Source organism: Pseudomonas sp. 2995-1 (assembly GCF_002742505.1).
Lineage (GTDB): Bacteria > Pseudomonadota > Gammaproteobacteria > Pseudomonadales > Pseudomonadaceae > Aquipseudomonas > Aquipseudomonas sivasensis.
On the sequence record NZ_LJSA01000332.1, the window covers coordinates 533,165 to 549,276 of the forward strand.

Consider the following 16,112-nt stretch of genomic DNA (forward strand, 5'->3'; position numbering starts at 1 on the left):
TCAATTGCCCAACGCAAAGTTGGGCAATGCGCCCACCGGCTGGTTGAACTCATACGGGATCGACACCAGCCCTGCCTCGGTGGCGCGCTGTACCACAAAGTGCAGGTGCGGCCCGCTGCTGTTGCCGGTATTGCCCGACAACGCCAGCGGACTCCCCACCGCCACGCGCTGCCCTACCCTCACACTGACCGACCCTTGCTTCAGATGCAGGTAGACCCCCTCGGTGCCGTCATCATGCTGCACCCGCACAAAATTCCCCGATGCATCATTGCCCCGCCCGGCCTGCTCGTTCTCGGTCTTCACCACCACGCCACTGCGCGCGGCGATGATCGGCGTGCCTTCGGGCATGGCGATGTCCATGGCGTAGCGGCTCTTGACGTCGGTGTGGCTGAAGCTGCCGCTGGGACCTTGGGTCAAGCGGAACGGACCGCCGCGCCAGGGCAAGGGGTAGCGGTAGGCTTGGGGTCGATAACGGGGGGTTGGCCTGTCGAGCATTGGACGCTCGACCTTGCGTTCCTGGATCACAAACGCCTGGGCGCCGGGGGTTTGCCGGTCGCTGAAAAACACCACGCCATTGGCGTCAGTGGATTTGTAGAGGGTCATGGCCAAGGTCGAGGTGGTGACCGTGGCCAACCCGCAGCAGATCAAAAGACGAAGGAGCATGGCGCGAACCTGCCGGGATGACTGAGCGGCAGGTTAGCAAGGGATAATGACAATCTTGTGGTGAGCTGAACCTTAAAGGATCAGGCACCCGGCACAAAATGCTTCTGAGCCGTACCGCGCGCAATCAGGCGGGAAATGTAGTCGAGTTTCTGCGCATCCTGGTCAATAAACCGGAAGGTCAGTTGCAGCCAGTCGCTGTCGGGCTTGGGCTCGAAGGCGACGATGGCGTGCAGGTAGCCGTTGAGACGGGCCACCTCGGCGTTGTCGCCTTGCTCAAGGTCGAGCACCGCACTTTCCAGCACCTGAGGCAGGACTTCAGTGCGACGCACTACCAGCAGCGCCTCCTTGATGCTCAGCGCTTTGATGACACATTGCTGAGTGCCGCTGGACAGCCGCAGTTGACCCTGGCCACGACCGGCGGCCGGCGCGGCGGAAGGGGCTTGCACTGGCGGGCTGTTGAGCAGGCCTTTGCTGGGCGCTGACGCCGCAGCTGCAACGGGGGCCGAACGCAACGCTTCAGGCTTGCCGCCCGTCAGGGCGCTCAGGGAATCGTTGCCAAAGGCCGAGTTCATTTTGGTCGGCGCGCTGGCAACCAGGGCGTCGAGGCGACCGACCTTGTGCAGGGCCTGTTTGACCTTGTTCAGCAGTTGCTCGTTAGTGAACGGTTTGCTGACGTAACCAGAAACCCCGGCCTGGATCGCCTGCACTACGTTCTCTTTGTCGCCCCGGCTGGTCACCATCACAAACGGCATGGCCTTGAGGTGCGGTTGCTCACGGCACCAGGTCAACAGTTCCAGGCCGGACATTTCCGGCATTTCCCAGTCGCACAGCACCAGGTCGAAGCTCTCGCGCATCAGTATGGTCTGGGCCTTCTTGCCGTTTACCGCATCTTCAAGCTTGATCCCGGGGAAGTAGTTGCGCAGGCACTTCTTCACCAGATCGCGGATAAACGAGGCGTCATCCACCACCAATACACTGACTTTACTCATCGACCCTTCATCCTATAAAAACTTCGGCACGCAGAACGCCTGACTGATGGCATTTTGCCAAAACTCGGTAGTCACAGCTGGACTTTATTTATTCCGCTGCGCAAAAAATTCAGACACCAGAAACGAAAACGCCCGACCAAAGGCCGGGCGTTAATTTCTCGGGCAACCTTACTTATCGTCAGATTCGCCCGGAACATTAGGGATTTGATCGGCGGAACCTTCAACTTCAGCCTTCATGCGCTTAAGGCCCATGTGCCGTACGTCAGTACCGCGAACCAAATAGATCACCAGTTCCGAGATATTGCGCGCGTGATCGCCGATCCGCTCCAGGGAACGCAGCACCCAGATGATGCTCAAGACCCGCGAGATAGAGCGCGGGTCTTCCATCATGTAGGTGGCCAGTTCACGCAGGGCTGTCTTGTATTCGCGGTCGATGACTTTGTCGTACTGCGCCACCGACAACGCCAGATCGGCGTCGAAACGCGCAAACGCGTCAAGCGCATCGCGCACCATGTTGCGCACCTGGTCGCCGATGTGGCGAACCTCCACGTAGCCGCGCGGCGCTTCGCCTTCCTCGCACAGCTGGATGGCGCGACGGGCGATCTTGGTGGCCTCATCGCCGATGCGCTCCAGGTCGATTACCGACTTGGAGATGCTGATGATCAAACGCAGGTCCGAGGCCGCTGGCTGGCGACGGGCCAGAATGCGCAGGCATTCTTCGTCGATATTGCGTTCCATCTGGTTGATCTGGTCATCAATCTCACGCACCTGCTGGGCCAGGCCCGAGTCGGCCTCGATCAGCGCGGTCACGGCGTCGTTGACTTGCTTCTCCACCAAGCCGCCCATCGCCAGGAGGTGGCTGCGCACTTCCTCAAGCTCGGCGTTGAACTGCGCGGAGATGTGATGGGTAAGGCCTTCTTTGCTAATCATGTTGGCGTCCTTGGAGCGTCCGGTAAGATGCGGAGAACCGCAGCGTCAATGCAAACAGAACCACAGCTTCCTAGCCGTAGCGACCGGTGATGTAGTCTTCGGTCTGCTTCTTCGCCGGATTGGTGAACAGGGTGTCGGTATCGCCGAACTCCACCAGCTTGCCCATGTACATGAAGGCGGTGTAGTCGGAAACCCGCGCCGCCTGTTGCATGTTGTGGGTCACGATAACGATGGTGAACTTGGACTTGAGCTCGTAGATCAGCTCTTCCACTTTCAGGGTCGAGATCGGGTCGAGTGCCGAACACGGCTCGTCGAGCAGCAACACTTCCGGCTCCACGGCGATGGTGCGGGCGATCACCAGACGTTGCTGCTGACCACCGGACAAGCCGAGTGCCGACTCATGCAGACGGTCTTTGACCTCGTCCCACAGCGCCGCGCCTTTAAGGGCCCACTCAACCGCTTCGTCGAGGATGCGCTTCTTGTTGATGCCCTGGATACGCAGGCCATAGACCACGTTTTCGTAAATGGTCTTGGGGAACGGGTTCGGCTTCTGGAACACCATGCCCACGCGGCGACGCAGCTCGGCCACGTCTTCGCCCTTGCGGTAGATGTTGGTGCCGTAGAGGTTGATCGCACCTTCCACACGGCAACCGTCGACCAGGTCGTTCATGCGGTTGAACGTGCGCAACAGCGTGGACTTACCGCAGCCCGACGGGCCGATAAAGGCGGTCACGCGCTGCTTGGGAATGTTCATGCTGACGTCGAACAGCGCCTGCTTGTCACCGTAGTAAAGGCTCAAGCCCGGTACTTCGATGGCCACGGTTTCCTGGGCCAGGCTCAGGCTCTGCTTGTCGCGACCCAGGGCAGACATGTTGATGCCATGGGAATGGGTGTCGTGTTGCATGGGATGCTCCCTGTGCTGTTGTGTGGGAGGGGGCTTGCCCCCGATAGCGATGCTTCAGAAACATGTGTGCCGGCTGGCACACCGCTCGGGAGCAAGCCCCCTCCCACAAATAAGTCCGCGTTCAATTCAGATCAGCTGTCCAGCGCCTTGTACTTCTCGCGCAAGTGGTTACGAATCCACACCGCCGACAAGTTGAGCGTGGCGATCACCAGCACCAGCAGCAAGGCGGTGGCGTACACCAGTGGCCGTGCGGCTTCGACGTTGGGGCTCTGGAAGCCGACGTCATAAATATGGAAGCCCAAGTGCATGATCTTCTGGTCCAGGTGCAGGTACGGGTAGTTGCCATCCAGCGGCAGCGACGGGGCCAGTTTCACCACGCCGACCAGCATCAGCGGCGCCACTTCACCGGCGGCACGGGCCACGGCCAGGATCATGCCGGTCATCATCGCCGGGCTGGCCATCGGCAGCACGATCTTCCACAGCGTTTCCGCCTTGGTCGCGCCCAGGGCCAGGGAGCCTTCACGCACGGTGCGAGGAATCCGCGCCAGGCCTTCTTCGGTGGCCACGATCACCACCGGCACCGCCAGCAGCGCCAGGGTCAGCGAGGCCCACAGCAGGCCCGGCGTACCGAAGGTCGGTGCCGGCAGGGCTTCGGCGAAGAACAGGCGGTCAACTGAGCCACCCAGTACATACACGAAGAAGCCCAGGCCGAACACGCCGTAGACGATGGCCGGTACACCGGCCAAGTTGTTCACGGCGATGCGGATGATTCGAGTCAGGGTGTTCTGCTTGGCGTATTCACGCAGGTACACGGCCGCCAGCACGCCGAACGGGGTCACGATCATCGCCATGATCAGGGTCATCATCACGGTGCCGAAGATCGCCGGGAAAATCCCGCCTTCGGTGTTGGCTTCCCGTGGGTCATCGCTCAAGAATTCCCAGACCTTGCTGAAGTAGAAGCCGATCTTGGTCATCGTGCCCATGGCGTTCGGCTGGTAGGCGTGGACCACTTTGCCGATGCCGATTTCAATTTCCTTGCCGTTGCCATCGCGAGCAGTCAAGGCATCGCGGTTGAACTGGGCGTGCAGGTCGGCAAGGCGCGCTTCGATGTCCTGGTAACGGGCATTCAGCTCGGCGCGGTCAGCATCCATATCGGCCTGGGCGGCGGCATCAAGTTTGCCTTCCAGCTCCAGTTTGCGACCGTGCAGACGAATGCGTTCGAGTCCGGCGTTGATCGCGCCGATATCAGTCTTTTCCAGGCTCTTGAGCTGTGCGGCGAGCTTGTTGACGCGATCGACACGGGCCTGCAGCTCCGGCCAAGCGGCCTCGCCTTCGGCGATAACCTTGCCATCCTGCTTGACGTTGACCAGGGTGCCGTAGAAATTGCCCCACTCACGACGCTCGATGGCCATGAGGTTTTTCGGTGTGCTCTGGTCTTTCAACCACTCGCCAACGATCCAGGTGAAGTCGTTGCCATTCAAATCCCGGTTGCCGACCTTGATCAGCTCGCGGGTCATGAACTCCGGGCCTTCATCAGGCACCGGCAGGCCAGCACTTTTCAGGCGCTCGCGGGGTACTTCTTCTTTCTGCACCACTTCGCCGATGACGATGTGGTTTTCCTGGCCCGGCACGTTGTAGTTGGCCTGGATCAGGTCAGCTGGCCAGAAGTGGCCCAAACCACGTACGGCAATCACGGCCAGCAAACCAATGGTCATAATGACCGCGATGGACACCGCGCCACCGCTGATCCAGACGCCGGGGGCGCCGCTCTTGAACCATCCATTCAGGGAGTTCTGTTTCACAGACTTCTACCTTTCTTAAAGCGACGAGTATTTCTTGCGCAGACGCTGACGGATCAGCTCGGCGAGGGTGTTCATGACGAAGGTGAACAGCAGCAGCACCAGCGCCGAGAGGAACAGCACGCGGTAGTGACTGCCGCCCACTTCCGACTCCGGCATTTCCACCGCGACGTTGGCCGCGAGCGTTCGCAGGCCTTCGAACAGGTTCATCTCCATCACCGGCGTGTTACCGGTGGCCATCAGCACGATCATGGTTTCGCCTACTGCACGGCCCATGCCGATCATCAGTGCGGAGAAGATGCCCGGGCTGGCGGTCAGGATCACCACGCGCGTCATGGTCTGCCACGGCGTGGCGCCCAGCGCCAGGGAGCCCAGGGTCAGGCCGCGCGGCACGCTGAATACGGCGTCTTCGGCGATGGAGTAGATGTTCGGAATCACCGCAAAACCCATGGCCAGGCCGACTACCAGGGCGTTGCGCTGGTCGTAGGTAATGCCTAAGTCGTGGGAGATCCACATACGCATGTCGCCGCCGAAGAACCAGGTTTCCAGGTACGGGCTCATGTACAGCGAGAGCCAGCCCACAAACAGGATCACCGGAATCAGGATCGCGCTTTCCCAACCATCGGGAACGCGCAGGCGGATGGATTCAGGCAGGCGGCTGAAGACAAACCCGGCCACCAGGATGCCAATCGGCAACAGCATCAGCAGGCTGAAAATCCCCGGCAGATGCCCTTCGACATACGGCGCCAGGAACAGGCCGGCGAAGAAACCGAGGATCACCGTCGGCATCGCTTCCATCAATTCGATCACCGGCTTGACCTTGCGGCGCAGGCTCGGGGCCATGAAGTAGGCGGTGTAGATCGCAGCGGCAACGGCCAGCGGTGCGGCCAGCAGCATGGCGTAGAACGCGGCCTTCAAGGTACCGAAGGTCAGCGGGGCCAGACTCATTTTGGGTTCAAAGTCGGTGTTGGCGGCGGTCGACTGCCACACGTATTTAGGCTCGTCGTAGTTTTCGTACCAGACCTTGCTCCACAGCGCGCTCCATGACACTTCCGGGTGCGGGTTGTCGAGCAGCAGCGGTTGCAGCTTGCCGCCGGCTTCGACGATCACGCGGTTGGCCCGCGGTGACAGGCCGAACACGCCCTGGCCATCGACCACTGGGTCCACCAGCAGGGTGCGGTGGGCGGTGCTGTGGAACACGCCGAACTTGCCGGAAGCGTCCAGGGCAGTGAAGCCTTTGCGGCGCTCTTCGGCAGTGATTTCGACGATAGGCGCAGTGCCCATCTGGAAGGTGCGGATCTGCTTGAAGCGCTGTTCGCCATCCGGGTCGCGGGCCATGAACCACTGGGCCAGGCCGCCTTTGGAGTTACCGATGATCAGCGAGATACCGCCCACCAGTTGGGTGCTGGCCGTGATTTCGGCGTTGCCGTCTTCCAACAGTTTGTAGCGACCGTTGAGGCTCTTGTCGCGCAGGCTAAACACATCCGCCAGGGCACGGCCGTTGATCACATACAGCCATTGCTGGCGCGGGTCGATGAAGATCGCCTTCACCGGCTCGGTCATTTGCGGCAGCTCGACACGCTTCTGCTCACTGGTGACTTCGCCGGTCATCATGTTTTCTTCGCGGCTCAGGGTCAGCACGTTCAAGTGCGAACCGGCCGAGCCTGCGATCACCAACGAGCTATCAGTGGCGTTGAGGGCGACATGCTCCAGCGGGCGGCCGGCGTCATCCAGCACGATCGGCGTTTCACCGTAAGGGTATTCAATCGCCGGGGTGATTGTTTTCTTGCCGTCCGGGTAAGACACCTTATAGGTGTGGCGGAACACCAGGGACTGCCCATTGGACAAACCGAGGATCACCAGCGGGCTGCCCGGCTGGTCTTCACCAATAGAAGCAACGCTGGTGCCGGCTGGAAGCGGCAGGTCGACGCGCTTGAGTTCAGCACCGGTCTCGACTTCAAAGAACAGCGCCTGGCCCTTGTCGGAAACCCGCATGGCGACTTGGTTCTGTTCTTCGAGGGAGATCATCAGTGGCTTGCCGGCGTCCTGAATCCAGGCCGGGGTCAGCGCGTCTTCCTTGGTCAACGAGGCGCCCTGAAACAATGGCGCGACGACGTAGGCGAGGAAGAAGAAGATTAGGGTGATAGCGCCAAGGACAGCGAGGCCGCCCACCAGCACGTACCAACGGGTCAGGCGATCTTTAAGCGCGCGAATGCGGCGCTTGCGTTGCAGCTCAGGCGTATTGAAATCAATGCGCTTGGGAGGAGAAGTCGTCGTCATGGTGGAATTGGCCAGATCATTCATGCGCACACCCTAGCGATCCTGTATGACAGAAAGATGACAGTGCAGTGACGCAACAAATCCGCCGCGAAGCATAGCTGGCAGCGGACTAGAAAATTCGGATGCGAGGCCGGTGAGCCGGCCCCGCGGAGGCAATCAGTTGCCTTCTTTCAAACCCAGGTCAGCCAGGGCCTTGGCGGCAACTTTGGCTGGCAGTGGGATGTAGCCGTCTTTCACTACAACTTCCTGGCCTTGCTTCGACAGCACAAGCTTCACGAACTCAGCTTCCAGCGGAGCCAGAGGCTTGTTCGGGGCTTTGTTGACGTAAACGTAGAGGAAACGCGACAGCGGGTATTTGCCGTTCAGGGCGTTTTCTTCGGTGTCTTCGATGAAGTCAGTGCTGCCTTTCTTGGCCAGGGCCACGGTCTTCACGCTGGCGGTCTTGTAGCCGATGCCCGAGTAACCGATGCCGTTCAGCGAGGAGCTGATCGACTGCACGACCGACGCCGAGCCTGGTTGTTCGTTCACGTTAGGCTTGTAGTCACCTTTGCACAGGGCCTCTTCCTTGAAGTAGCCGTAGGTGCCGGATACCGAGTTACGACCGAACAGCTGTACTGGCTTGTTGGCCAGGTCGCCGGTCACACCCAGGTCGCCCCAGGTTTTCACGTCGGCTTTGCCACCGCACAGGCGAGTCGAGGAGAAGATCGCGTCGACTTGCTCCATGGTCAGGTGCTGGATCGGGTTGTCCTTGTGCACGAACACGGCCAGGGCATCCACGGCAACCGGGATAGCGGTTGGCTTGTAGCCGTACTTCTGCTCGAAGGCAGCCAGTTCGGTGTCCTTCATCTTGCGGCTCATCGGGCCCAGGTTGGAGGTGCCTTCAGTCAGCGCAGGTGGTGCGGTAGCGGAGCCGGCAGCTTGAATCTGGATGTTGACGTTCGGGTATTCCTTTTTGTAACCCTCGGCCCACAGGGTCATCAGGTTAGCCAGGGTATCGGAACCGACGCTGGACAAGTTGCCCGACACACCAGTGGTCTTAACGTAAGCCGGGATTGCCGGATCAACACCTGCGGCCACCGCGTTGGCGGTCGCAACGCCAGCAGCGACAAAAGTCATTGCCGCCATCAAACGTTTCAGTTTCATGCCTTGCTCCTAGCAGATAGGGATAGTTGGATCGGGGCCAAGTATCGAGAGGCCGTGTGAACACTCTATGTCTGAAATATGACAATTGGATGAAAGGCCAGCATTGGGAGATCAAGCAGGTCAGGAAGGTATGGCGCGGAGAAACGGGGGTAATGCGCAGGTAACGCGGTAAATCAGCTACACACTGCAATCAATGAACGGACACCTGCCCCGTGGCGAGGGAGCTTGCCCTCTCGCCACGGGTGGATCGGGCTGCTTTTAGCGGCCACGCTTCCACAGATAGCCACCTACCACCATCCCCATGACACACAGCGCGGCCACGTAGTAAGCCGGGCCCATCGGGCTTTCCTTCATCAGCAGGGACACCGCCAGCGGCGTGAGGCCACCAAACACGGCGTAGGCCACGTTGTAGGAAAACGATAAGCCGCTGAAGCGCACCACTGGCGGGAAGGCTTTCACCATCACGTACGGCACCACGCCAATGGTGCCGACGAACAGGCCGGTCAAGGCGTACAGCGGGAACAGCCAGTCCGGGTGAGTCAGCAGGCTGTGGTAGAGCGTCCAAGAGGTCGCCAGCAGCAGCGCGCAACCACTGATCAGCACGCGGCCGGCACCAAAGCGATCGGCCAGGGCGCCGGAGGCGATGCAACCCAGGCTCAAGGTCACGATGGCCAGGCTGTTGGCTTGAAGCGCAACGGTCGGGCTGAAATGGTAGATGGTTTGCAGCACGGTCGGAGTCATCAGGATCACCACCACCACGCCGGCCGACAGCAGCCAGGTCAGCAGCATCGACAGTACGATCGCGCCACGGTGGTCGCGCAGTACCGCGCGCAATGGCAACTCGGCGGCCAGGGTTTTGCGTTGCTGCATCTCGGCGAAGATCGGCGTTTCATGCAGCCAGCGACGCAGGTACACCGACAGCAGGCCAAACACGCCGCCAAGCAGGAACGGGATACGCCAGGCGTAATCCGAGACCTGCTCAGGGCTATAAATAGTGTTGATCGCGGTAGCCACCAGCGAACCCAGCAGAATGCCGGCGGTGAGGCCGCTGGTCAGGGTGCCGCAGGCGTAGCCGATGTGGCGTGGCGGAACGTGTTCGGAGACGAACACCCACGCGCCTGGCACTTCACCGCCAATCGCCGCGCCCTGGATGACGCGCATCAGCAGCAGCAGGATCGGCGCCCACAGGCCGATCTGCGCGTAGGTTGGCAGCAGGCCCATGATCAGGGTCGGTACGGCCATCATGAAGATGCTCAGGGTGAACATTTTCTTGCGACCCAGCAGGTCGCCGAAGTGCGCCATGATGATGCCGCCCAGCGGGCGGGCCAGGTAACCGGCGGCGAAGATGCCGAAGGTCTGCATCATTCGCAGCCATTCGGGCATATCTGCAGGGAAGAACAGCTTTCCGACCACGGTGGCGAAAAACACGAAAATGATGAAATCATAAAATTCCAGCGCCCCGCCCAAGGCAGACAGCGACAGGGTTTTGTAGTCGTTGCGGGTCAGCGGGCGCGAAGGTTGCGCACTGCTTGCGGGCACGGAGGACATGGCAAGGCTTCTCTTATAGTAATCATCGTAATAAGGACGGCACGCCCGGGACTTGCGGCGGGTCTGGCAAGATAGCAAATCGCTTGTAAAAGCACAGCGCCAGGAGAACAGTTGTGCACAAAAGCCGCGATACAGCGTCTATTTACCGACCAAATGAACGCCGGGAGGTCGTCGTGGCGCCAGGGTCTCGATATACTCGGCCCTTGCGAGCGCAAGACCCGCAGCCTTGAGGGGCTGCTGTGCCAAAACGTCGTTGGGTGCCATCCAGCCGATTTGGCAGAGTTTCCCTTTAGTACGCCTTACGAGAAACGTATCGAACGGAGTATGTTTGTGCTGAAACGTTTTTCTAACAGTCGGCTATCCACCCTGCTCCACCTATAAAAGCGTCACGGGTCAGAGGCCCCACGGCATGATCGAACTCGAACAAGAAGATCCTATCCCGCAAGGCGATCTCGCCCTGCAAATCACCGCGCTCCCGCGTGAAACCAATGGCTTTGGCGATATCTTCGGCGGCTGGCTGGTCGCGCAGATGGACTTGGCCGGTACCGCCATGGCCAGCAAGGTTGCGGGCGGTCGCGTGGCTACCGTGGCGATTGATCGCATGGCGTTCCTGGTGCCGGTGGCCGTGGGCGCGCAGTTGTCCTTCTATACCCAGGCCCTGGAAATCGGCCGCAGCTCGATCCAGATGATGGTCGAAGTGTGGAGCGACGACCCACTGTCCAGCGAATGGCGCAAGGTGACCGAGGCGGTGTTTGTATTCGTCGCTATCGATGGCAGCGGCCGAACGCGCTCAGTGCCGTCGCGCGCGCGTTAAACCTCGCCGGGTTTTGACGGTCAATTGCCCCATTGCCTGCCATTGAGAGTGCTGTGTATGCCTACGCCCCACGTTGAAACCGTGAAAATCGACGAGCTGGACTGCTGGCGTATCCGCCACAACGGCGCTGAACTGATGATTGCCCAGCAGGGCGCGCATATCTTCAGTTACGGGCGTGAGGGCGAGCAGCCGCTGATCTGGCCGAACCCTGAAGCGGTATTCAAGCAAGGCAAAGGCATCCGCACTGGCGTACCGGTGTGCTGGCCATGGTTCGGGGTGTTCGACCGAAACCCGCAGAGCGTGAAGGCGATGCGCCAAATTGATCAACCTGCGGGCGCTCACGGTTTCGTGCGCACCGCGACCTGGGCATTGGCCGGGACAACACTTGAAGGTGAAACGCTGCGGGTGGACCTGGAACTACCCGTTCCTGCAGGCGGCTTTCCCGGCTGGCCCCATCAGGTCGACCTGACCTTGAGTCTGCTGCTAAACGATCAACTGCACATCCGCCTGACCAGCCATAACCGTGGCACCGACGCCGTAACCCTGAGCCAGGCGCTGCACACCTACTTCGCCGTGAGCGATGTGCGCAACGTGCAGGTCGACGGCCTGGAAGGCTCGGCGTACATCGATACCGCCGATGGCTGGAGCGAGAAGAAGCAATCCGGCCTGCTGCACTTCAGTGCCGAAACCGACCGCATTTACCTCGATACGCCCGCGCAGTTGAGCATTGTCGACAGAGACTGGCAGCGCCAAATCCAACTCACCAGTCAAGGCTCGAAATCGACCGTGATCTGGAACCCCTGGACCGAACGCGCCAAGGCCTTCGACGACATGGCCGACGATGGCTGGCAGGGCATGCTGTGCATCGAGACGGCGAATGTGCTGGATGATGTGGTGAGCTTGGCCCCAGGTGAAAGCCACACACTGGGCGTGAGCATCACCTCTATCGCCCTGTAAACCCAATCGAAAATGTGGGAGGGGGCTTGCTCCCGATAGCAGAGTGTCAGTCAGCAGATTTATTGCTGATAGACCGCTATCGGGAGCAAGCCACCTCCCACATTGTTATGCGTCGGGTCTTAGAGATCTGACTCCTTCACCACCCGCACCTTGCCCGCATCCAGCGCATACGCCGCATCCGCCAGGTCGTTATTCACCTTCTCTACCTTCAACGTACCCGTAACCCAAAGCGGCGTGTAGATATCATCCAGCTTCAACCCTTTGGGATAACGCACCAGCACCAACTGGTTAGGCGGCGGTGGTGGGACGTGAATGCACGCGCCTGGATACGGCACCAGGAAGAACAACGTACTGCGGCCCTTGGCATCGGTTTCCAACGGCACCGGGTAGCCGCCGATGCGGATGTCCTTGCCGTTCATCGCAGCCACGGTCTTGGTGGAATACATCACCGCCGGCAAGCCTTTGCTCTGCTTGAGGCCGCCCTTATCGGTAAAGGTGCCTTGGGCTTCCGGGGAGTTGTGATCGATCTCGGGCATGGCTTCGAGAGCCTTTTGGTCCGACAGCGGCATCAGGTCGAGCCAGTCGGTTTCCGGCAATTCGCCGGCGTGCGCCAGGCCAGAGCCCAGCAGGAAGAGAGTCAACAGAAGACGGCGCATGGAGAGGCTCGGCAAGTACAAGTGCCGAGCATTCTAGCCCTCTGCGCCTGCGCAGCGCAGAGGACTTTGTCGGCTGATTACTTCTTTTTGATCAGGCCGTAGATCACCAGCAGCACAATGGCACCGACCAACGCACCGAGGAAGCCTGCACCTTGGCCAGCCTGGTAGATACCCAGTGCCTGACCACCGTAGGTCGCGGCCAGGGAGCCGGCGATACCCAGCAGGATAGTCATGATCCAGCCCATGCTGTCGTCGCCGGGCTTGAGGAAACGCGCCAGCAGGCCGACGATAAAGCCGATAAAGATGGTTCCGATGATGCCCATGGCATTTCCCTCTGATTGAATGTGAGTCATGCCAAAGCCTAGTCAGGCTTTGCCATCCTGCAATCAGAGAGACGGCGGCAACCAATGGTTCCCGCCGTCACCAGGCTTATTGCTCAGCGATCAGCGCTTCAACCTTGAGGATCTGCGCTTGCAGCGTCGCACGGTCCTTGCAGCGCAGGTTGGCGTGGCCGACCTTGCGCCCGGCCTTGAAGGCCTTGCCGTAGTGATGCAGGTGGCAGTCATCGATGGCGATGACTTTTTCCACCGGCGGCACAACGCCGATGAAGTTGAGCATGGCGCTCTCGCCGACCTTGGCCGTGGAACCCAGTGGCAAGCCCGCCACCGCCCGCAGGTGGTTTTCGAACTGGCTGCACTCGGCGCCTTCGGTGGTCCAATGCCCGGAGTTGTGCACGCGCGGGGCGATTTCGTTGGCCTTGAGGCCACCGTCGACTTCAAAGAACTCGAACGCCATCACGCCGACATAATCCAGCTGCTTGAGCACACGGCTGGAATAGTCTTCGGCCAGGGCCTGCAACGGGTGGTCGGTGCTGGCCACGGACAGCTTGAGGATGCCGCTGTCGTGGGTGTTGTGCACCAACGGATAGAAGCGGGTCTCACCATCACGGGCACGCACGGCGATCAGCGAGACTTCACCGGTGAACGGCACGAAGCCTTCCAGCAGGCAAGCGACGCTGCCCAGCTCGGCGAAGGTGCCCACCACATCATCTGCAGTGCGCAGGACTTTCTGGCCCTTGCCGTCGTAACCCAGGGTGCGGGTTTTCAGCACGGCTGGCAGGCCGATGCTGGCGACGGCGGCGTCCAGGTCCGCCTGCGATTGGATATCGGCGAAGGCTGGCGTCGGAATGCCCAGGTCCTTGAACATGCTCTTTTCGAACCAACGATCGCGAGCGATGCGCAGGGCTTCGGCGCTCGGGTACACCGGCACGAACTGCGACAGGAAGGCCACGGTTTCAGCCGGGACGCTTTCGAACTCGAACGTCACCAGGTCGACTTCATCGGCCAGTTGGCGCAGGTGGTCCGGGTCGCTGTAGTCAGCGCGCAGGTGTTCACCCAAGGCCGCCGCACAGGCGTCCGGCGCAGGGTCCAGGAAAGCGAAGTTCATCCCCAGCGGGGTGCCCGCCAAGGCCAGCATACGGCCCAGTTGGCCGCCACCGATTACACCGATTTTCATCGTCAACAACCTCAGGCGATACGTGGGTCTGGATTGTCCAGCACGCTGTCTGTCTGCTCAGCACGGAATTTTTTCAGCACCGCGTGGAACTGCGGGTGCTTGGCGCCCAGGATACTGGCGGACAGCAGGGCTGCGTTGATCGCGCCGGCCTTGCCGATTGCCAAGGTCGCCACCGGGATGCCGGCCGGCATCTGCACGATGGACAACAGCGAATCGACGCCCGAGAGCATTGCCGACTGCACCGGTACGCCAAGCACTGGCAGGTGAGTCTTGGCTGCACACATGCCCGGCAGGTGCGCTGCGCCGCCGGCACCGGCGATGATCACCTCGATGCCACGGGATTCTGCTTCATCGGCATACTGGAACAGCAAATCCGGGGTGCGGTGGGCAGAGACCACTTTCACTTCATACGGAATGCCGAGTTTTTCCAGCATATCGGCGGTGTGGCTAAGGGTGGACCAATCGGACTTGGAGCCCATGATCACGCCAACCAATGCACTCATCGTCGTGCCTCTTCTCTCTGGGCGCCCGCAGGCGCGTCAAAAAACAACAAGCCACGCGGGAAATCCGGCGTGGCTTGTTGTACGAATTTTGGCCGGTTGGACCGGCCGAAGGCCGCGCAGTATACCGTAATAATCCAGATAAACAGCCCCTCGGATGACCATCTGTCTAGCGGGGCAAACCGGCGGTTTTATTGACTTAAGAGTCAGTCCCATACACCGCGAAATACTGTGGGAGGGGGCTTGCTCCCGATGGCGGTGTGCCAGGCACTTATCTGTCACTGATACACCGCTATCGGGGGCAAGCCCCCTCCCACATTTGCCCTGCATTCGGTCCGAGATCGGGCTCAGGTGTTCTGCGCCGCGCCACCTTCCAACTTGCGCCACAACAACCGCACATTCGCCTTGCGCACCAACGCGCAGCGATACAGCCGAATTTCCAGCGGCACATGCCATTGCGGCCCACCGCAGACCACCAGTTCGCCTCGGGCAAGTTCGGCACGCACGCTCAACTGCGGCACCCAGGCAATGCCCAGGCCTTCCAGGGCCATGCTCTTGAGACTGTCGGCCATGGCGGTTTCGTAAACGGTGGTAAAGCGCAGCGCGCGCTGGCGCAGCAGCAAGTGCACCGAACGACCAAGGAACGCGCCGGCGCTGTAGGCCAGCAACGGCACGCTGCCCTCGCCTTCCAGATCGAACAGCGGCTTGCCATCAGCATCGGCCGCGCACACCGGGAGCATTTCGGTGTTACCCAGGTGCAGCGAGGGGAAGATTTCGGCGTCCATCTGCATCGCCGCGTCCGGATCGTAGAACGCCAGCATCAGGTCGCAACCGCCTTCGCGCAGGGCGTGCACGGCGTCGCCGACGTTGGTGGCGACCAGGCGGGTGGCGATGTTCAAACCTTCGTTGCGCAACTGCGCGATCCAGCGCGGGAAGAAGCCCAGCGCCAGGGAGTGGGCGGCGGCCACTTGCATGACTTCGCCCTGCCCGCCTTCCAAGTGATGCAAATGGCGCAGGACCTCGCCGAGCTGTTCGACCACGGTGCGCGCGGTGACCAGAAACAGCTGCCCCGCTGCCGTCAATTCCACCGGTGTACGGGAGCGATTGACCAGGGTCAGGCCCAACGCAGCCTCAAGGCTACGGATACGTCGGCTGAACGCTGGCTGAGTGACAAAGCGCCGCTCCGCCGCCTGGGAAAAGCTGCGCGTCGCCGCCAAGGCGCTGAAGTCTTCCAGCCATTTGCTCTCAAGGTTCATCACTGCCTCCCACGGGTACGCACCATTTTGGCACACACGCCCGCCATGATAGCCGGGTCACATCTGCATTATGCCGTTTATGCATAGGCCAGTGCTTAACAGCATTGGCCCAAATTTTCCTACAGGCCTAGCATTCGCAGCGTTCCGGCCTGTTCCGG

General features: G+C 60.8%; 15 protein-coding genes. 2 read left to right on the forward strand and 13 right to left on the reverse strand.

The features are described from left to right. The 8 genes from AOA61_RS11455 to AOA61_RS11490 all read right to left on the reverse strand — a co-directional run bounded on the left by AOA61_RS11455 (position 1) and on the right by AOA61_RS11490 (position 10,256). Positions 1–663: a M23 family metallopeptidase gene (locus AOA61_RS11455; RefSeq protein ID WP_032884454.1), complete on the reverse strand. Its 663-nt coding sequence runs from the start codon at positions 661–663 to the stop codon at positions 1–3. A gap of 80 nt (positions 664–743) precedes the next feature. Continuing rightward, positions 744–1,652: a response regulator gene (locus AOA61_RS11460; RefSeq protein ID WP_032884455.1), complete on the reverse strand. Its 909-nt coding sequence runs from the start codon at positions 1,650–1,652 to the stop codon at positions 744–746. A 168-nt stretch (positions 1,653–1,820) separates the two neighbouring features. Next, a complete protein-coding gene (phoU, locus tag AOA61_RS11465) occupies positions 1,821–2,582 on the reverse strand; it encodes a phosphate signaling complex protein PhoU (RefSeq protein WP_032884456.1) in 762 nt (253 codons plus the stop codon). 70 nt (positions 2,583–2,652) lie between these two features. Further along, positions 2,653–3,486, reverse strand: a complete 834-nt coding sequence (pstB, locus tag AOA61_RS11470) for a phosphate ABC transporter ATP-binding protein PstB (protein WP_032884457.1) — start codon at positions 3,484–3,486, stop codon at positions 2,653–2,655. Between the two features lie 131 nt (positions 3,487–3,617). After that, positions 3,618–5,288, reverse strand: coding sequence for a phosphate ABC transporter permease PstA (gene pstA / locus AOA61_RS11475; RefSeq protein WP_032884458.1), 1,671 nt, complete (start codon positions 5,286–5,288; stop codon positions 3,618–3,620). A 15-nt stretch (positions 5,289–5,303) separates the two neighbouring features. Then, complete coding sequence (locus tag AOA61_RS11480; protein ID WP_177326410.1) at positions 5,304–7,337, reverse strand: ABC transporter permease subunit; 2,034 nt, start codon at positions 7,335–7,337, stop codon at positions 5,304–5,306. A 384-nt stretch (positions 7,338–7,721) separates the two neighbouring features. Continuing rightward, positions 7,722–8,708 (reverse strand): phosphate ABC transporter substrate-binding protein PstS, encoded by a 987-nt coding sequence (locus AOA61_RS11485; RefSeq protein WP_032884460.1) that lies wholly within the window; start codon positions 8,706–8,708, stop codon positions 7,722–7,724. Between the two features lie 258 nt (positions 8,709–8,966). Continuing rightward, positions 8,967–10,256 carry an MFS transporter gene (locus AOA61_RS11490; protein WP_032884461.1) on the reverse strand — a complete coding sequence of 430 codons (1,290 nt, stop codon included), beginning with the start codon at positions 10,254–10,256 and terminating at the stop codon, positions 8,967–8,969. 409 nt (positions 10,257–10,665) lie between these two features. Here AOA61_RS11490 and AOA61_RS11495 point away from each other — a divergent pair, with 409 nt between their 5' ends. Continuing rightward, on the forward strand, positions 10,666–11,070 hold the full coding sequence (locus tag AOA61_RS11495) for an acyl-CoA thioesterase (protein ID WP_003176975.1): 405 nt from the start codon (positions 10,666–10,668) through the stop codon (positions 11,068–11,070). Positions 11,071–11,127: 57 nt separating this feature from the next. Further along, positions 11,128–12,027 (forward strand): D-hexose-6-phosphate mutarotase, encoded by a 900-nt coding sequence (locus AOA61_RS11500; protein ID WP_099601772.1) that lies wholly within the window; start codon positions 11,128–11,130, stop codon positions 12,025–12,027. A gap of 119 nt (positions 12,028–12,146) precedes the next feature. Here the strand turns inward: AOA61_RS11500 and AOA61_RS11505 are convergent, their stop codons facing one another. From AOA61_RS11505 to AOA61_RS11525, 5 genes are all read right to left on the reverse strand, one after another. Continuing rightward, a complete protein-coding gene (locus AOA61_RS11505) occupies positions 12,147–12,683 on the reverse strand; it encodes a DUF3299 domain-containing protein (protein ID WP_099601773.1) in 537 nt (178 codons plus the stop codon). Between the two features lie 77 nt (positions 12,684–12,760). After that, positions 12,761–13,006, reverse strand: a complete 246-nt coding sequence (locus AOA61_RS11510) for a GlsB/YeaQ/YmgE family stress response membrane protein (protein WP_032884464.1) — start codon at positions 13,004–13,006, stop codon at positions 12,761–12,763. Positions 13,007–13,112: 106 nt separating this feature from the next. Continuing rightward, positions 13,113–14,198, reverse strand: coding sequence for a 5-(carboxyamino)imidazole ribonucleotide synthase (locus tag AOA61_RS11515; protein ID WP_095185232.1), 1,086 nt, complete (start codon positions 14,196–14,198; stop codon positions 13,113–13,115). An 11-nt stretch (positions 14,199–14,209) separates the two neighbouring features. Further along, positions 14,210–14,701 (reverse strand): 5-(carboxyamino)imidazole ribonucleotide mutase, encoded by a 492-nt coding sequence (gene purE, locus AOA61_RS11520; protein ID WP_003176980.1) that lies wholly within the window; start codon positions 14,699–14,701, stop codon positions 14,210–14,212. Positions 14,702–15,045: 344 nt separating this feature from the next. Then, the gene (locus AOA61_RS11525) at positions 15,046–15,954 is read right to left on the reverse strand and encodes a LysR substrate-binding domain-containing protein (RefSeq protein WP_010566930.1); all 909 of its coding nucleotides are present in this window, start codon (positions 15,952–15,954) and stop codon (positions 15,046–15,048) included. Positions 15,955–16,112: the final 158 nt, after the last annotated feature.